This is a genomic window from Mesorhizobium waimense (assembly GCF_003601975.1).
GTDB classification, from domain to species: Bacteria; Pseudomonadota; Alphaproteobacteria; order Rhizobiales; family Rhizobiaceae; genus Mesorhizobium; species Mesorhizobium waimense.
In genome coordinates this window covers 21,455-36,198 of sequence record NZ_QZWZ01000025.1, presented here as the reverse complement: position 1 = coordinate 36,198, position 14,744 = coordinate 21,455, and the positions used below count along the sequence as shown (strand labels likewise).

Below are 14,744 nucleotides of genomic sequence, written 5' to 3'. Positions count from 1 at the left end.
TGGGCAAGACCATCATGGCTGACGCGAATAGAAGCCGTTTCATCATCATCATCTCCTGTTTCAGGAAGCATGGTCCCTTCGCTTTGATAATCGGGAAGCAAGTTGGCAGTTCCGAAAAAAGCCTCATTCGATCAAGGCTTTGCATTTGCTTTGTTCCAGGGCCTGTCCTTCGGATGACCGGCGCCTCCTGCTCGCGCCTCGATCGCCGGTCGCCCTGTTGTTTCAGCCACACAAAACCTCGTCCGCATGGGCGTTCTTGCCTCGCGGTTCCGGCGACCCTGTGCAAGCACGGAGTGTACCATTTTGATACAATCGCCGATTGGTAGACACGCGCGATGCACCGGCAGTTAGTTGCTCCGACTGGCCAAAGGAGGGAAAAGACCGCGAACAGGGAGGAAAACGATGTCTGCGCAAAAAGAAGACTATCGAACGAACAGAGCCGACTATGCGATTGCCGCACACGGCCGCGCGGTTGTTGAAAATGGCGTTCGCGAAGATCTATTGGCAAGCACGAAGTCGCTGTGGCTAAGAGATCGGCGGACCGTCAGATTGACCGCAAACCCCTCGGAAAGCTGGCCAGGACGAAGAGGCAGACCGCGCGGTTTAGTTTAGCGTGCCCTCCGCTAGGCCAGACAGCTGCCTGTACCGACAGGCTGCCCGGAATCCTCGGAACAAGGCCAAACCACTCACGTTGTGGAACGACGACACAGCGGCAGAGCGAAGGCCGCAAGCTATTGGGAGGTTCTAATGTCTGTGCAATGCCGCGTGTCGGTCGACGACAGCCAGTACATCCAAGATGTCACCTTTCAGGTCTTGCCACGGATCGGCGAAACCGTGTCAATGGCGATCGGCGGGAGCGCCGCCAACCTACGAGTTTCGCGAGTGGTGCATTTACCGGAGGGCGAGTCGCCGGACGGGTCGCTGATTGTTGTAGAACTCACGAGCAAGATCCTTTGAAAACTGCCTCGGCCCGCCACAGGCCTGACTGACCATTGGTGCCGCGCTCCAGCAGATACTGACAGCCGTTCACCACCATCCACCTAGCGCGGGCAACACGCTTGAAAAGCCGTTCGACGTGAACCATGCGGGCAGGCAACGAGGCTGGACGATCCGAAGAATAACGTTTCGGCGACAAGGAACGGCTCCTAGGGCCGGATCCTCAATGAAGCTTACCGGAGTTAGAGCTTGATCAACTGCCACCAGTCGAGGCAGTCAAGCGCCTCGCCGAGTTCACATTTGGTCTTCACAGCCGCCAGATGGGCGCTTCCTTTTCCAAGTCAGCTTTGGGAGAGCCGGTTTTGGGCCAAAAACGAGAGCAACTTCCGAATCTGCATCATTCAGCCGCAGCAACGAAGCTTGAATCGACAGGTCGATGAGTATGGGGAAAGGCGGTAGCGCTCTCCCGCTACCACTTAATCAATTGGTTACCAGCGTTTGCCGGATGGCGGCCAAAAGCCGGGGAGAACAGAAACGCCATTCTCCCCCAAACTGCTCTCCGAATGTCCATCATTCTCCGAAGCTGGGGAGTAGCTCCAAAAATCCCCAGGTTTTGAAAACAGCAATATCAATGCCTTAGCGCCGGCCTCGTTGCGGGCAGTTTTGCGGTTCGCTCGCCTGTCAAAAAGGACCACAACTAAGCTGTCGCTCGCTAGGTCCGGCTTGCGCCAACTAACTTTTCCGAGGAACGCGACTTCTCAAATGGTCTCATTTGATGGTCGAAAACTCAAAACGATCAAAACGGAAAACTGCCGTATACTCGTGGCCCCGCTCCGGCGTCCCGGCAGGATTACGGAAGATCGCGCCGCAGGTTGTCTGAACTCTCGGAATAGCGTCGCACAGGAAGTTCTCCTGCACCCAACTGGTCCTTTTATCTATCCATGCGCCTCCCCCGCGCAGGTCACGACCGAGGATGAGCGACCTGATCTCCGAACCGGTAAGCCGGTCCTTCGCATCCAAATCGAGCTGTTCCGGCAACTCCGGCAAACCGGCCTTGTCCAGGCCGTCCAGCAGGCGGCCGATGTCAGCCGGGTTCTTGAACACAAAATACCTCTGCGTGACCAGTTGATTTGCCCCTCCATCCTTTCGTTCCAACATAACGTTCCTTAGCCTGTCGCTATAGGCGGCGACCTGGTCACTGCGCCCCAGATGTGCATAGGCCGAAACCAACACCTGCAGGCCGTAGAATTTCGGCCAAGGATCGGGCGATTGGAGATCGATCCTTTCAAGGTAGTCGACGGCTTCCTCGAAACGACCCTGGCCAAATGCAGCCAGCCCGGTCTGGTAGTGCTGATGGTCATTGCCGCCTGGGTCGACACGGTTGGCCGCGTCGAGATAGTCGCGCGCTTCGTTCGGCCTGCCATTGAAACTCAGGGCTTCTGCCAGCCCGACATAGTTCAGGGGATCGCTCGGGTCGAGCGCCACTGCCTTGAACATAACCGCGACTGCCTCATCGGACCGGTGCTCGCGAACCAGCAAACTGGCGACGAGCTGATAGTAGGAGGGCGAAGGATGCTTGGCCGCCTGCTCCAGGTACTTGTAGACGTTGTAAAGCGCGCTAATGTCCGAAACGGCCAAAGCCTTGACCCGCGGCCCGTCCATCTCCCAATAGGCCCATGCGAGCGATGCTGCCGCCGCGCCGAAATTCGGATCGAGTTCCAGCGCCTGCTGGAATAACCTCACCGCCTGCGCAAACTCCTCTGGAGTATTGCGACCGTTATAGATTTCCATGCCCATGAGGTAAGCTTCGTAGGCTGCGGGGTTGCGCGTGCCTCCTGCGAAGTCTGCCTTACCTTGGGCGCTGACGAGACGGAGCTTGAGCGCGCCTGCGATGCTAGCGACGACCTTGTCCTGTAGCGCAAAGACATCCGCCCACTGGCCGTCGAAACGTTCCGCCCAGAGATGTCCGGTGGTCGAGCCGTCGACCAATTGAGCGTTGATACGCATGTCGTCGCCGACCCGACGTATCGAGCCCTCCAGCATGTACCGGACACCAAGCGCTGCGGCGATCTCTGCGGGCTTGGTCTCCTTGCCCTTGTACGCTGAAGCCGCGTTTCGCGACACGACGAACAGGCCGGGTATGCGTGCAAGTTCCGTGGTCAGGTCTTCGGTGAAACCGTCTGCCAGATAGCCTTGCGCCTTGTCGTCGCTGAGATTGTCAAATGGAAGCACGACGAGGGATGGCCGGGCGTCGGCTTTCGCGTTGGCTGCCAAAGCGGCGGGCCGAATCGTCGGCTCCCACGGTCGCCACCAGGCTGCTGCAAGGCCGATTGCGACAACAAAGACCCCAACAGAGACGGCCAGATAGCGCCAGAAGCGTGGGTGTCGATTGACATCATCCCTAGGTTTTCCCGCCACCGCGGGATCAAGCAGCACCCGGTATGCCTGCACCGGTTCGGCGATGTTTTTCAGCTTCTGTTCGCCCATCGGCTCAAAGCCGAAAGCCAACTTCTTCTCGACCTCTTTGGCGACCTTTCCTGAGACGCAAATGCCGCCAGGTTCCGCTAGCTGTTGAAGCCTCGCAGCGACGTTGACGCCCTCGCCATACCGGTCCTCGCCCTCGACAATCACCTCGCCGAGATTGATCCCGATCCTGACGTGAATCCGATGATCTTCGGAAACGGCGGCGTTGCGTTCCACTAGGCCGCGCTGCAACGACACGCCACATTCGACCGCGTCCACGACGCTGCCGAATTCGGCCAGCAGTCCATCGCCTATCAGCTTGAAGATGTGGCCGTGGTGGCGGGCAATCTCGGGTTCGAACAGTTCCTTGCGTCCAGCACGAAGGCGCTCGAACGTGCCGGCCTCGTCGCGTTCCATCTGGGTGGAATAGCCAACAACATCGGCGGCGAGAATGGCGGAAAGCTTGCGATCCATCGATCTGGCCCCATCCCCGACGGATTATAGAACTGGTTGCGCTGAAATGAAACGACTGACCTCACCAGCGTCCGCCGTGAGCCGGATCCAGCAAAAGCCGTCGCGTAAGGAGTTCGTAGAAACGGGGGTTTCGCCACTCTTCAGATCAACAGCACCCAGCACCAATACGCACCAATCACCATTTGCACGGCGAACGCGGTGAACCTGAGACTGACCGCGAGTTGGTTGGTCGAGACGAGGTGGATCACCGACTGCACTATCCGTGCGCCTAACAGCGTGGAGGCCAGGGGATCCGTGACATCTGTCTTTGAAATAATGATCGCGACCCCGAGCAGACCTCCGAAGATTGGAAGCCCTTCTATGCAGTTGGCGTGGGCTCGGGCCAACCTCTGCATGAAGGGGGAGAGTGCTGCGTTATCTGGCGTAAAGCCGTTTGCCGCGACTTGTCCCGAGATCACTGATTTCCATTACGATCAGCAGGCCCAGTGCCCAGGGCAAGAAAGCCGACCCTTACGTCCAGCGTTAGCGGGGCGGGCCTCTCGTCAGGGCGCTGCGTTAGGTGTACCATTTTAGCCATGTTGGGTCCGGGGCCGGATGATGATCGTCCCTCCATTGAACCGGAAACTGCTGGCGATCCTTGCAGCGGATATGGTCGGCTATTCAAAGGCGATCGAGATTGACGAAGCTGGCACCATCGGACGCCTGAAAGCTGTCCGGGCCGACGTAACCGATACGGCGATCGCTCTGCACCAGGGTCGAATTGTCAAGCTGTTAGGAGATGGCGCACTTGTCGTCTTCGACAGCGTGGTCGATGCGGTGATCTGCGCAGCCGAAATTCAAAAAGCTGTGGCCGCTCGCAATGGTGGATTGCCGGAGCATGAGCGGATTGTGTTCCGCATCGGGATAAATCTTGGCGATGTGGCGCTGGTGGATGGCGATGTGTATGGCGACGGCGTCAATATCGCCGCTCGCATAGAGCAGCTTGCTGAGCCGGGCGGGGTAGTGGTGTCAGGTACGGCCTACGACCATTTGCAGGGCAAGCTTGATTGGCCACTCGATTTCGTTGGCGAGCAGCAAGTCAAGAATATCAACCGCCCCGTGCGGATGTACCGGCTCAGGCTTGATGGCAAGCGGGTGCGCTGGACCTTACGCAAGGCGATGCCGCGCTGGACCAGGACGGCTGCGGCGGCCCTCGTGGTGCTGGCTCTGGCGGGTGGAGGGACCTGGTGGTTCTTTCAGCCCGCGCCGCTGGGGGCCAAGCCGTCGGTCGCGGTGCTGCCCTTCAATAATTATGGCGACGACGAGGTCACCGGTCGTTTGGCCGATGGCTTGACTGAGGATATCATCACCGACCTCGCGCGGTTTCCCGAACTTGAGGTCGTGGCCCGGAATTCGACGGAAGTTTACAAAGGCAAGCCGGTGGATGCCCGCCAGGTCGCAAGTGCGCTCCATGTCGGCTTCGTACTGGAAGGCTCTATCCAGCGACAAAACGGGCGGGTGCGGGTCACCGCGCAGTTGATCGATGCACAAACCGGCAACCATCTTTGGTCGGATCGTTGGGACCGGCCCGCTGAGGATGTGTTCGCCGTCCAGACCGAGATTGCAGAGCAAGTCACCAACCGTCTGGGCGGCGGCGTAGGGTTGATTCAGGCGGCCGGGCGGGCCGCGGCCAAACGTAAACGACCTGAAAACCTGAATGCTTATGATTATTATCTGCTCGGGACCGAGAAGATTGAAGAGATCACCATAGCGGATGAGGAGGAGGCCATCGCGCTTCTCAACCGCGCCGTCGAGCTGGACCCCGGACTGGCCCGCGCCTGGGTAGAACTTTATCATGCTCACGTTATATTGGCTGGCTTCGGTATCAATCCCGAGAGCGAGATCAAGGCGGCTGCCGATGTGGCCGAACGCGCGGTGCGGCTCGATCCAAGTGACGCTGAGGCACACGCCGTGTTTGGTATGAGCCTCAGCAACAAGGGCGACATCGCTCGCGCCAAGGCTGAGCTGGACACGGCCCTTCGTCTTGCTCCCGGTTCGTCCGAAATCCTGACATTCTATACCGGCTATGCGGCACGCTTCGGTGAACCCGAACGCGGCGCTCAGATGGTCGATCAAGTGATGCGGCTCGACCCGAACTACCCGATGTGGACGTCCAACTTCTTCGCCCCTGCCTATTTTATGGCCGGCCGGTATGAGGACGCGTTGAAGATGCTGGAGCGCATGACGCCTAACAACTACGACAAGTGGAAGTGGGTGGTGCTTAGCAGCTCCCTCGCGGCTCTGGGTCGAATGGATGAGGCGAAGGCTTCGGTTAGGGAAACTCTCAACCAGTACCCGGACCTGACCGTCGAGAGCATGATTAATGAAGTCGGCTTGAGCACTAAAGAGCGCAGCCGGTTTGTTGAAACAATGCCGCTCGCCGGCTTTCCGGCTTGCGCCAAGCCCGAGGTGCTGGCGAAACTCGCCAAACCTGTGCGGCTGCCGGAGTGCGAGGCGGGGGAGGCGCAGCCTCTCGGGCAGCCATAGTACAGCTCGGCGCAAAGGGAGATGTGAGCCGCTGATCGCCCCGGTATTGGCGGGCCGCTGTCGCAGAGGATTGGACGCTATGACGCATATGGTTGTGACGCCGCGCGAAGCTCCCGCTAACGAACGAAGAGCTGAGGTCAAGCGCTGAAGTGAGGATCCCTACAGTGGAAGCCGGCTCAGCAAGTGAATTCTGAGCAGTGGCGGCTATGTCAGGAATGGGGGCGGGAGCAGTAGGTCCGCTTCTTCAAGTTTGACTCTTTCGACATAGATTAATTGCCAGGTCCGTGGAAAACGACCCCCTTGCAATGCCACCTAATCTGGCAAGCCCGCCAGACGCCAGCCATTAACAAAGAGCTGTGCAGTACTCATATCTCTAAAGGGCGAATTCGCCGCCGTCTCACCGATCCTCCATTGGATTACCCGCAAGATAAAGACCGGCCTCCTCCCGTGCCTCAGGCACGCGGCCGGCAAGGGCAAGAGCACCAAGAAGCGCAGCGTCAGGGTGGACGCGGCTGCTGGTTTCGTAAATGCGGGCAGATGCGTTCATCAGCAACCATAGCTCGCTACCGGGGCGCCAAAGACGCCAGCTTCTGGCTTGACCCCGAGGCCCGGTCGCTGCGGCACGGCGATATGGCCGTTTTCTATGACCACAGGGTTCGTATTGTCGTAGTGCCCATCAATGTATTCTTGCGCAATCCAGGCGCCTTCAAAGCGACTTGGCTCGACTGTCGATGCAAGATGCGTGCAGGCCGCAGCGATTATGTCGCCGCCCCACGCGTCGTCACAGGTGTGCGGCAACGATCGGATTGAACACATGTCGCGAACGATCATCATTTTGGTCAGCCCGCCGAGGCGAGTGACTTTGAGGCCAAAACCGTCCGCGATGCCCGCTGAGATCGCCCGCAATACCGCATTCAGGTCTTCGGTGTTCTCGTCCAGATAGACGGGATGGGTAAGCCTGCCTTTGAGAGTTACGATCTCTTCCATGCTGTTGCATGGCTGCTCGAACACGAACGGAATGGATTGGCAGAGCCGGTCGAAGTGAAGGGCCGACACTACGGTCAAACCGCGATTGCCGTCCACCGCCAAGCGGGCCTTGAAGCCAACAGCCTCCCATACCTTATGCACGGTTGCGACGTCCTGTTCGAGATTGTGGCCACCGATCTTGATCTGGAGACGCGGGTAACCCGCCTTGACCTTGTCGGCCGCGATACGCGCAGTCTCATCGGGAGTGCCGACAATGGTGGAGTAGTAGGAGGGCACTCGGTCAGTAAGCGCGCCGCCCAGCAGAGTCGAAACCGGAACGCCCAGGCGTTGGCCAATGATGTCGAGCAAGGCTATGTCGAGCGCCGCCTTGGCGTAGCCATGGCCGGTTAGACGCTCATCCATTCGCTTGGCGAGATGACGCACCGACTGGGTCTGCTCGCCAATCAGGCCGGGGGCGATCTCGGCTATTGCGGCGCGGGCACCCAAGGCGTGGTGTGCTTGATAGACCGGTCCGACGGGGCAAGTCTCCCCCCAGCCAGTCAGTCCATCTTCAGTGGTTACCTCAACAAGTGTGCTATCGAGATTCTGAACCGTATCGCTCGCCATGCGATACGCGCCGCCTTTGACCGGCAGGAGCGCCCGGTATACGTTGATGGAGCGAATGCGCATTTGATTAGTGGTCCTCATTGAGTGCGTCGACAGCCGGAATCTCACGCGAGCGTCGATCGATGTAGGCGCGCAGTTCTTCGTCTTTGGCTTCATCGAGCTTTGGCTCCTCGTACTCCGCCAAGAGCCGTCGCGCATCCATGGCGCCCTCGGCCTTCCACTGCTCGATGGACCCGACCTTCAAGACTGCAACTCCCGCGGAGTTTGAGCGCCAAGCATGGCGAGAGTGATGTCGATTTCGGTCCTCATCATCTCGAGCACGGCGTCCGCTCTGGGTTCACCGGCGGATGCCAGTCCCCACAAAGGAAGTCGGCCCAGCATCACTGACTTCGCGCCAAGCGAGACATATTTTAGAACGTCGCTGCCGCGCATAACACCACTATCCGCCAAGATCTCGATTTTCTGGCCGACCGCATCCACGATGCCGGGAAGAACTTTGGCGGGCGTCGGTGCGCAATCGATATTTCGACCGCCATGCGCGGACACGACGATACCGTCCGTTCCAATCTCACGGGATTTGCGGGCATCCTCGACACTGAGAATGCCCTTGATGACGAGTTCGCCCTTCCACCACTGCCGGAGCTGGCGCACATCATACCAGTTCAGTTGGTTTTCGAGCTTCACCGCGTCCGCGACCGAAGGCCTGATAATCGCGCTGCGAATTCCTTGGGGTAGTGGCCATAGGTCGGCATGCCGGTGGTCGTCAGATAGCGCAAGAGCACGCCGAACATCCACCGGGGATGCATCATCACGTCGACACCGGCGCGAACCGTATATCGCAGTGGAATCGAGAAGCCGTTGCGGACATTGTATTCGCGCCGCGGGATCACCGGCGTATCGACGGTGAGGACGAGCGTGGTCACGCCGCTGGCGGCCACCCGCTCCAGAAGCTGCCGGGAGAGATTGCGGTCTTTCCACATGTAGAGCTGGAACCAGACCAAGGCACCAGGCGCCCCGTCGCGCACCTCTTCGATGGTGGTCACCGACTGGGTCGAAATGCAGACGGGAATATTCGCGCGTGCCGCGGCCCGGGCGAGCTTCACCTCTCCACCATGCGACACCAGACCGGCAAGGGCCGTTGGCGCTATGATGACCAGCATTGCGGTCTGCTGGCCGAGCACCAATGTCTTCAGGTCGCGCTCGGCGTGACCTGTGAGCATGCGCGGCATCAGCTGAATTGCGTCGAGACTGCGGCGCAGTACAGAAAGAGCAAGCTCGTCTTCCGTGCCGCGATCGATATATTCGAACAAGGAACGCGGGAGACGCCGGCGTGCCGCCTCCCGGTAATCTCTGGCATTCAGCAACTGACGCATGATGCCATTCTCTCCCTGTCGAGAGTTTTACTTCTTGTAGTTGGCTGCAATGAACTCCGGGGAGAACTTGCCGCTTTCGATGTCCTCACGCAGCAGGACCTCGCTGCGTTCCTGCGGCAAGCCATAGCCTCCCGCACCGGGCGTTTCGATGACCGCGGCCATCCGCGACGTCAGGCGGACGCCGGTTGCCTTGGGCGGCAGGCTTTGCTCGCCCCCTTCGCCACCGAGCATCAGGAAACGGCCGGTCTTGCCGGCTGCGCCACCGAATATGCCCCAGGGCCGGTTGCGGAAACGCTCGCCGACACCGTTGAATTCGCAATCATGATCCACGGGGCGAATGGTCCGGCGAATGCCGAGGCCACCCCTGAATTTGCCTGCGCCGCCGGAATCCTCAACCAGGGCATATTCCTCGACGCGCAGCGGATACTCGATCTCGATCGCTTCGACCGGCAGGTTCGACGTGTTGGTGATGTTCACCTGCACACCATCCTTGCCGTCCTTGGTCGCCCGGGCGCCCATGCCGCCGCCAAGGGTTTCTAGATAGATGTATTGCTTACCCGTGCGCGGATCGATGCCGGCGAACACCGCGCTGGTATTCGCGCCATTGGCGGCGCCGATTGCCCGATCGGGCAAGGCCCGAGCCAGGGCGCCGATGACGATATCGACGACGCGCTGGCAAGTATTGGCGCGCAACGCAACCGATGCCGGCGCGACGCAGTTGACGAAGGAACCCAGCGGAGCACGAATCTCGACGGCATCGAAGATGCCCTGATTGTTCGGCACTTCCGGATCGAGGAGCGCCTTGAGCGAGAAGCAAACGGCCGACTGCGTTGCATTCAGCGTGAGGTTGAAGTTGCCGGGAACCTGCTTGTCCGTTCCGTCGAAGTCGAAAATGATGCGTTCGCCGGATTTGTGGATCACCAGATTGATCCTGATGTCTTCGGTGCCGGCACCGTCGTCATCCATCACGTCGGAAAAGGCATAATCGCCGTCCGGCAGCTGTGCGATGGCATTGCGCATCCGCAGGTTGGTGCGGCGAACGATATCGTCGAAAACGGCTTCCAGATGGGCTGCGCCGTTGCGCGCCATGAATTCCTGCAGGCGTCGCTCGCCCAGTCGCGCCGCCGCGATCTGGGCGTTCAGATCGCCTTTGCGCTCTTCGGGAAGCCGCATGTTCAAAAGCAGCAACCGCATCAAATCGTCCTGCAGCACCCCCTTGCTGTAGAGGCGCACGATCGGGATGCGCAGGCCCTCCTTGTAGATTTCGTCAAGTCCGCCGGACATCGAGCCGACCGCTGCGCCACCGACATCCGCATGATGGACGATGTTGGCGACGAAGCCGACCAGGCGCCCTTGCGCGAAGACCGGCATTGCGAGGTTGATGTCGGGCAGATGCGTACCGCCCGCCACATGCGGGTCATTGCCGATGAAGATATCGCCCGGCGCGATGGTGTCGCCGTATTGCTCGATGATGCATGTCATCAGCCCCGCCATCGATGCCAGATGGATCGGCAGAGCGTATTCCGCCTGGACGATCAGCCGACCCTGCGCATCGGCAATCGCCGTCGAATGGTCGTGGCGCTCCTTGATATTGGTCGAAAAGGCGCTCCGCATGATGGTCAGGAAGCATTCGTCGGTGACCGACTTCAAGCCGTTCCAGCTGATTTCAAGCGCGATGGGGTCGAGCCCGATCTTATTGAGCATCGTCGATCTCCAGAATGAGGCTCAGCGCCGGGTCCACCGTCAGGCTGGCCCAGGGCGGCACCACGGTCGTGGTGTCGAATTGCGTGATGATCGCAGGCCCCTGTATCCGGATGCCGGCCTCGAGGGTGCTGCGCGGATAGATCGGGGTCGAAACAGGCGTCTTCTCGTCGAACCAGACGTCGTGATGTTCCGACGCCTTTGCCGGGCCCACCGGCAATTCCGACACCGGCGCCACCTGGCTCAGCCGGGCGACGGCCTTCATGCGCACATTCATGATTTCGATCGGCGCATCACGGTCGACATGGCCATAGCTTCGCTGATGCGCCTCGAAGAATGCGTCTTTCAGCGCATCGGTACCGGGCAGGTCCGGAGTTTCTCCCGGCTGGCCGAGCGTAACGGGAAGCTCATAGTTCTGTCCGACATAACGCATGTCCAGCGTCAGCAGGCGATATGCGCCTTCAGCGCCCCGTGCTTCGGTGGCGATCCACTGTTGCGCCTGCTCGTCCAGCTGCTTCACGGCCGCCTCGATGGCCGACAGCGAACCATTCAGCGGCGTCCGGCAGGTAAACACGAAGTTCTCCTGCAGATCCGCCTCGATTAGCCCTTCTGCGCACAGGATACCCGGTGCCGTCGGGACGAGAATGCGCCGGATACCCAGCGATCTTGCGACATCGGCGGCATGCAGGCCTCCCGCTCCGCCAAAAGGCATAAGCGCGAAATCACGCGGGTCATGGCCCTTTTGTGTCGAGACCGCACGGATTGCCCGCGTCATGTTGGACGAGACGACACCGCATATCCCCAGCGCCGCCTTGACCACGGAGATCCCCAACGGATCGGCGATGGTGCGTACCGCCTCCACTGCCTTGTCCCGGTCAATGATCATTCCGCCGCCGGCTAGCGAAGCCGGCAACCGGCCCAGGACGACATTGGCATCGGAGACGGTCGGCTTGACGCCACCCTTGCAATAGCATGCCGGTCCCGGGACGGCGCCGGCGCTTTCCGGCCCGACCTTCATCAGGCCGTCAGGTCCGATATGGGCTATCGAGCCGCCGCCGGCCCCAACGGTATGGATATCGACCATCGGCAAGCGGATACGGAAACCGGCTATGTCGCGAACATGGGCGATTTCCATCTGGCCGCTGCGAATGAGGCATACGTCCGTGCTGGTCCCGCCGATATCCAGGGTGACTATATCGCCTACCGCCGATTTTCCACCGGCCGCGGCGGCTCCGACCGCTCCGGCTGCCGGACCCGACAGAGCGGTACGCACGGGAAATTCCAGCGCCTTGTCGATCGACATCAGGCCGCCGCTCGACTGGAATATGCCGAACTTCGCATTCGGCGCCACCAGGGCTATGGCACCTTTCAACCGCTCCATGTAGCGGCCAACCTCGGGCTGCAGGAAGGCGTTGATCAGCGTCGTCGAGAAGCGCTCATATTCGCGGAACTCCGGCTGGACCTCGCTCGAAATCGACACGAATACGTCGGGGATTTCGGCGCGGATTGCTGCGGCAATGCGCTGTTCATGCACGGGGTTGAGGAACGAGAAAAGCAGGCAGATCGCGATGCTTTCCACCTTCGGACCTGCCTGCAGATCGGCAATCAGCCGCGCTATCTCCGCTTCGGTCAGCTCGGTGATGATCTCGCCACGCGAGCCAATGCGTTCCGACACTTCCAGCCGGTTTGATCGCGAAACCAACGGCGCCGGCGCATCTTCCTGCAAATCGTAGATCAGGGGCCGGACCTGGCGGCCGATCTCGACCAGATCCCGAAAGCCTCTTGTGGTTATCAGCCGGACGGTCGCGCCTTTGCGCTGCAACAGGGCATTGGTCGCCACCGTGGTGCCATGCGCAAATCGCGCGATGTCCTCGCCGGAAATCCGGGTCTTCTGCTGCAGCTCCTTCAAACCTTCGAGGATCGCCCTTGACGGATCATCCGGGGTCGACGGCCGCTTGTGGATATGGACCGTGCCGGTGCGAAGGTCACGTGCGGAAAAGTCCGTGAATGTTCCACCGACATCCACGCCGACAATCCAGTCAGCCATTCCTAATTCTCTCACTTTTGATGACAGCCATATTCGGTCGCAGAAGTGCTTCTGAACGGGCAGGTTCGTCGGATAAATCTATTGCGGAGCGCACGAAAACGCGGCGCCCTTCACGCTCCCGGTCAGGCCCGCGAGGAAGCGCCGGCATCTCTCGGTTTCTGGTGAAAACAGGACTTTGCTCGAAACACCCTGCTCGACGATGTGTCCCGCTTCCATGAAGATCGCCCTGTCCGACACATGGCGCGCGAAGTCCATTTCGTGCGTGGCGATCAACATCGTCATGCCGGTGTCGCGAACTTCGCGAATGACATTCAAGACTTCCTGGACCGTCTCCGGATCCAGAGCCGATGTCGGTTCGTCGAAAAGCATGATTTTGGGTTCCATTGCCAGGGCGCGCGCAATGGCAACGCGTTGTTGCTGGCCGCCGGAAAGTTGACGCGGGAAACTGCCTGCCTTGTCTCCCAAACCGACCCGATGCAGAAGCTCCATTCCTTTTTTGTGCGCGGCACTGGCCGGGTGGCCTCTGACCAGTCTCGGTCCCGACGTCACATTTTCAAGCGCGGTCATGTGAGGGAACAGATTGAAGCTCTGAAACACCATGCCGATATCTTCGCGCTGACGGGCGAGCACTTTCGCGCTGTGCTGGCGCCGGCCCGAAGCAGTCGTTTCGGCTCCGATCTCCTCATCGCCCACTTTGATTGTGCCGGAAGAGATTGTTTCAAGCGTGTTGATGCAGCGGAGCAGCGTGCTTTTGCCCGAGCCGCTCGGGCCGATCAGCGCAACGGCCTGGCCCTTTTCCACGGAGAGCGAAACGCCCTTCAGCGCAACATAGGTCCCGTAGTGCTTCACGACATCGCGAAGCTGTAAAAAGGCGTTCGCATTGTAGAGTCCTGCCGCCATGACCTATGCCGCCGCCGTTTTTGCAAGCGGCTGGGTCTCCACCTTGCCTGCATCCGCGAACCAGCGCGAGTTGCGCCTTTCGAATGCATTCTGCAGCAACGTCCAGATCGTGGTCGCGCCGAGGTAGTAGATGGTCGCCACGGAGAGCGCCTCCAGGACACGGAAGTTCGCCTGGGTGAGATTGTCCGTCGCGCGAAACAACTCCGTCATCGAAATGACCGATACGAGCGATGTGTTCTTGAGCTGCCGGACGAATTCATTGCCAAGCGGCGGGACCGCGATCCGGAGTGCCTGCGGGAAGATGATCCATCGCATGATCGTCACCGGGCGCATACCGATGGCTTTCGACGCCTCCCATTGCGCCACCGGCACGGCCGACAAAGATGAGCGGACGATCTCCGCCACATAAGGGCTCTCGGACAGCATCAGACCGATGATCGCTGCCTCAACGACGGAGAGCCTGATGCCCATCTGAGGCAAGGCGCTATAGAGAAAAACCAGCTGGACAAGGGGCGGCGTCGCCCGAAAGAAAGCGACATAACCCTGGTAGAAGCCCCGCGTCAGCAGATGGTCGATCCGGCCGACCAACGCGACAAGCGCTCCGAGCATGATGGCAAGTGCCAATGTCAACAAGGTCAGCCAGATCGTCGTCCATAGTCCGCTCAGGATGGTCGGATTCACCAGGTTGTGAAAAAATACTGACCAATCCCAGACCGACATGACAGGCCTCC

General features: G+C 60.0%; 12 protein-coding genes. 2 read left to right on the top strand and 10 right to left on the bottom strand.

Translation table 11 applies throughout. The annotated features are described in order from the left end of the window. Positions 1–747: 747 nt before the first annotated feature. On the top strand, positions 748–957 hold the full coding sequence (locus tag D3227_RS26270; protein ID WP_120017181.1) for a hypothetical protein: 210 nt from the start codon (positions 748–750) through the stop codon (positions 955–957). 747 nt (positions 958–1,704) lie between these two features. Here the strand turns inward: D3227_RS26270 and D3227_RS26260 are convergent. Beyond that, positions 1,705–3,873: a tetratricopeptide repeat protein gene (locus D3227_RS26260; protein WP_120017180.1), complete on the bottom strand. Its 2,169-nt coding sequence runs from the start codon at positions 3,871–3,873 to the stop codon at positions 1,705–1,707. Between the two features lie 140 nt (positions 3,874–4,013). Further along, entirely contained in the window at positions 4,014–4,331 is a 318-nt protein-coding gene (locus tag D3227_RS26255) for an MAPEG family protein (RefSeq protein WP_208646438.1), read from the bottom strand. Between the two features lie 139 nt (positions 4,332–4,470). Between D3227_RS26255 and D3227_RS26250 the strand changes: the two genes are divergently transcribed. Beyond that, positions 4,471–6,399 carry an adenylate/guanylate cyclase domain-containing protein gene (locus D3227_RS26250; protein ID WP_120017234.1) on the top strand — a complete coding sequence of 643 codons (1,929 nt, stop codon included), beginning with the start codon at positions 4,471–4,473 and terminating at the stop codon, positions 6,397–6,399. A gap of 546 nt (positions 6,400–6,945) precedes the next feature. Here the strand turns inward: D3227_RS26250 and D3227_RS26245 are convergent. The 8 genes from D3227_RS26245 to D3227_RS26215 form a co-directional block, all read right to left on the bottom strand. After that, entirely contained in the window at positions 6,946–8,055 is a 1,110-nt protein-coding gene (locus D3227_RS26245) for a mandelate racemase/muconate lactonizing enzyme family protein (RefSeq protein ID WP_120017233.1), read from the bottom strand. 4 nt (positions 8,056–8,059) lie between these two features. Then, positions 8,060–8,236: a trimethylamine methyltransferase family protein gene (locus tag D3227_RS26240; protein WP_245451889.1), complete on the bottom strand. Its 177-nt coding sequence runs from the start codon at positions 8,234–8,236 to the stop codon at positions 8,060–8,062. Beyond that, positions 8,233–8,676, bottom strand: a complete 444-nt coding sequence (locus tag D3227_RS43855) for an alpha-hydroxy acid oxidase (protein ID WP_281034956.1) — start codon at positions 8,674–8,676, stop codon at positions 8,233–8,235. Before D3227_RS43855 ends, D3227_RS26240 begins: the two co-directional genes overlap by 4 nt. After that, on the bottom strand, positions 8,673–9,365 hold the full coding sequence (locus D3227_RS43850) for an alpha-hydroxy acid oxidase (RefSeq protein WP_281034955.1): 693 nt from the start codon (positions 9,363–9,365) through the stop codon (positions 8,673–8,675). Before D3227_RS43850 ends, D3227_RS43855 begins: the two co-directional genes overlap by 4 nt. Positions 9,366–9,392: 27 nt before the next feature. Then, positions 9,393–11,069: a hydantoinase B/oxoprolinase family protein gene (locus D3227_RS26230; RefSeq protein ID WP_120017179.1), complete on the bottom strand. Its 1,677-nt coding sequence runs from the start codon at positions 11,067–11,069 to the stop codon at positions 9,393–9,395. Continuing rightward, on the bottom strand, positions 11,059–13,113 hold the full coding sequence (locus tag D3227_RS26225) for a hydantoinase/oxoprolinase family protein (RefSeq protein ID WP_120017178.1): 2,055 nt from the start codon (positions 13,111–13,113) through the stop codon (positions 11,059–11,061). The genes D3227_RS26230 and D3227_RS26225 overlap by 11 nt, the downstream gene beginning before the upstream one ends. A gap of 78 nt (positions 13,114–13,191) precedes the next feature. Next, positions 13,192–14,013, bottom strand: a complete 822-nt coding sequence (locus tag D3227_RS26220; RefSeq protein ID WP_120017177.1) for an amino acid ABC transporter ATP-binding protein — start codon at positions 14,011–14,013, stop codon at positions 13,192–13,194. 3 nt (positions 14,014–14,016) lie between these two features. Beyond that, entirely contained in the window at positions 14,017–14,733 is a 717-nt protein-coding gene (locus D3227_RS26215) for an amino acid ABC transporter permease (protein ID WP_120017176.1), read from the bottom strand. Positions 14,734–14,744 lie beyond the last annotated feature (11 nt).

Bases quoted from the DNA above. Each gene is read 5' to 3' on its own strand.
- D3227_RS26270 (WP_120017181.1), top strand. From the start codon at position 748: ATGTCTGTGCAATGCCGCGTGTCGGTCGACGACAGCCAGTACATCCAA.
- D3227_RS26260 (WP_120017180.1), bottom strand. From the start codon at position 3,873: ATGGATCGCAAGCTTTCCGCCATTCTCGCCGCCGATGTTGTTGGCTAT.
- D3227_RS26250 (WP_120017234.1), top strand. From the start codon at position 4,471: ATGATCGTCCCTCCATTGAACCGGAAACTGCTGGCGATCCTTGCAGCG.
- D3227_RS26245 (WP_120017233.1), bottom strand. From the start codon at position 8,055: ATGCGCATTCGCTCCATCAACGTATACCGGGCGCTCCTGCCGGTCAAA.
- D3227_RS43850 (WP_281034955.1), bottom strand. From the start codon at position 9,365: ATGCGTCAGTTGCTGAATGCCAGAGATTACCGGGAGGCGGCACGCCGG.
- D3227_RS26230 (WP_120017179.1), bottom strand. From the start codon at position 11,069: ATGCTCAATAAGATCGGGCTCGACCCCATCGCGCTTGAAATCAGCTGG.
- D3227_RS26225 (WP_120017178.1), bottom strand. From the start codon at position 13,113: ATGGCTGACTGGATTGTCGGCGTGGATGTCGGTGGAACATTCACGGAC.
- D3227_RS26220 (WP_120017177.1), bottom strand. From the start codon at position 14,013: ATGGCGGCAGGACTCTACAATGCGAACGCCTTTTTACAGCTTCGCGAT.
- D3227_RS26215 (WP_120017176.1), bottom strand. From the start codon at position 14,733: ATGTCGGTCTGGGATTGGTCAGTATTTTTTCACAACCTGGTGAATCCG.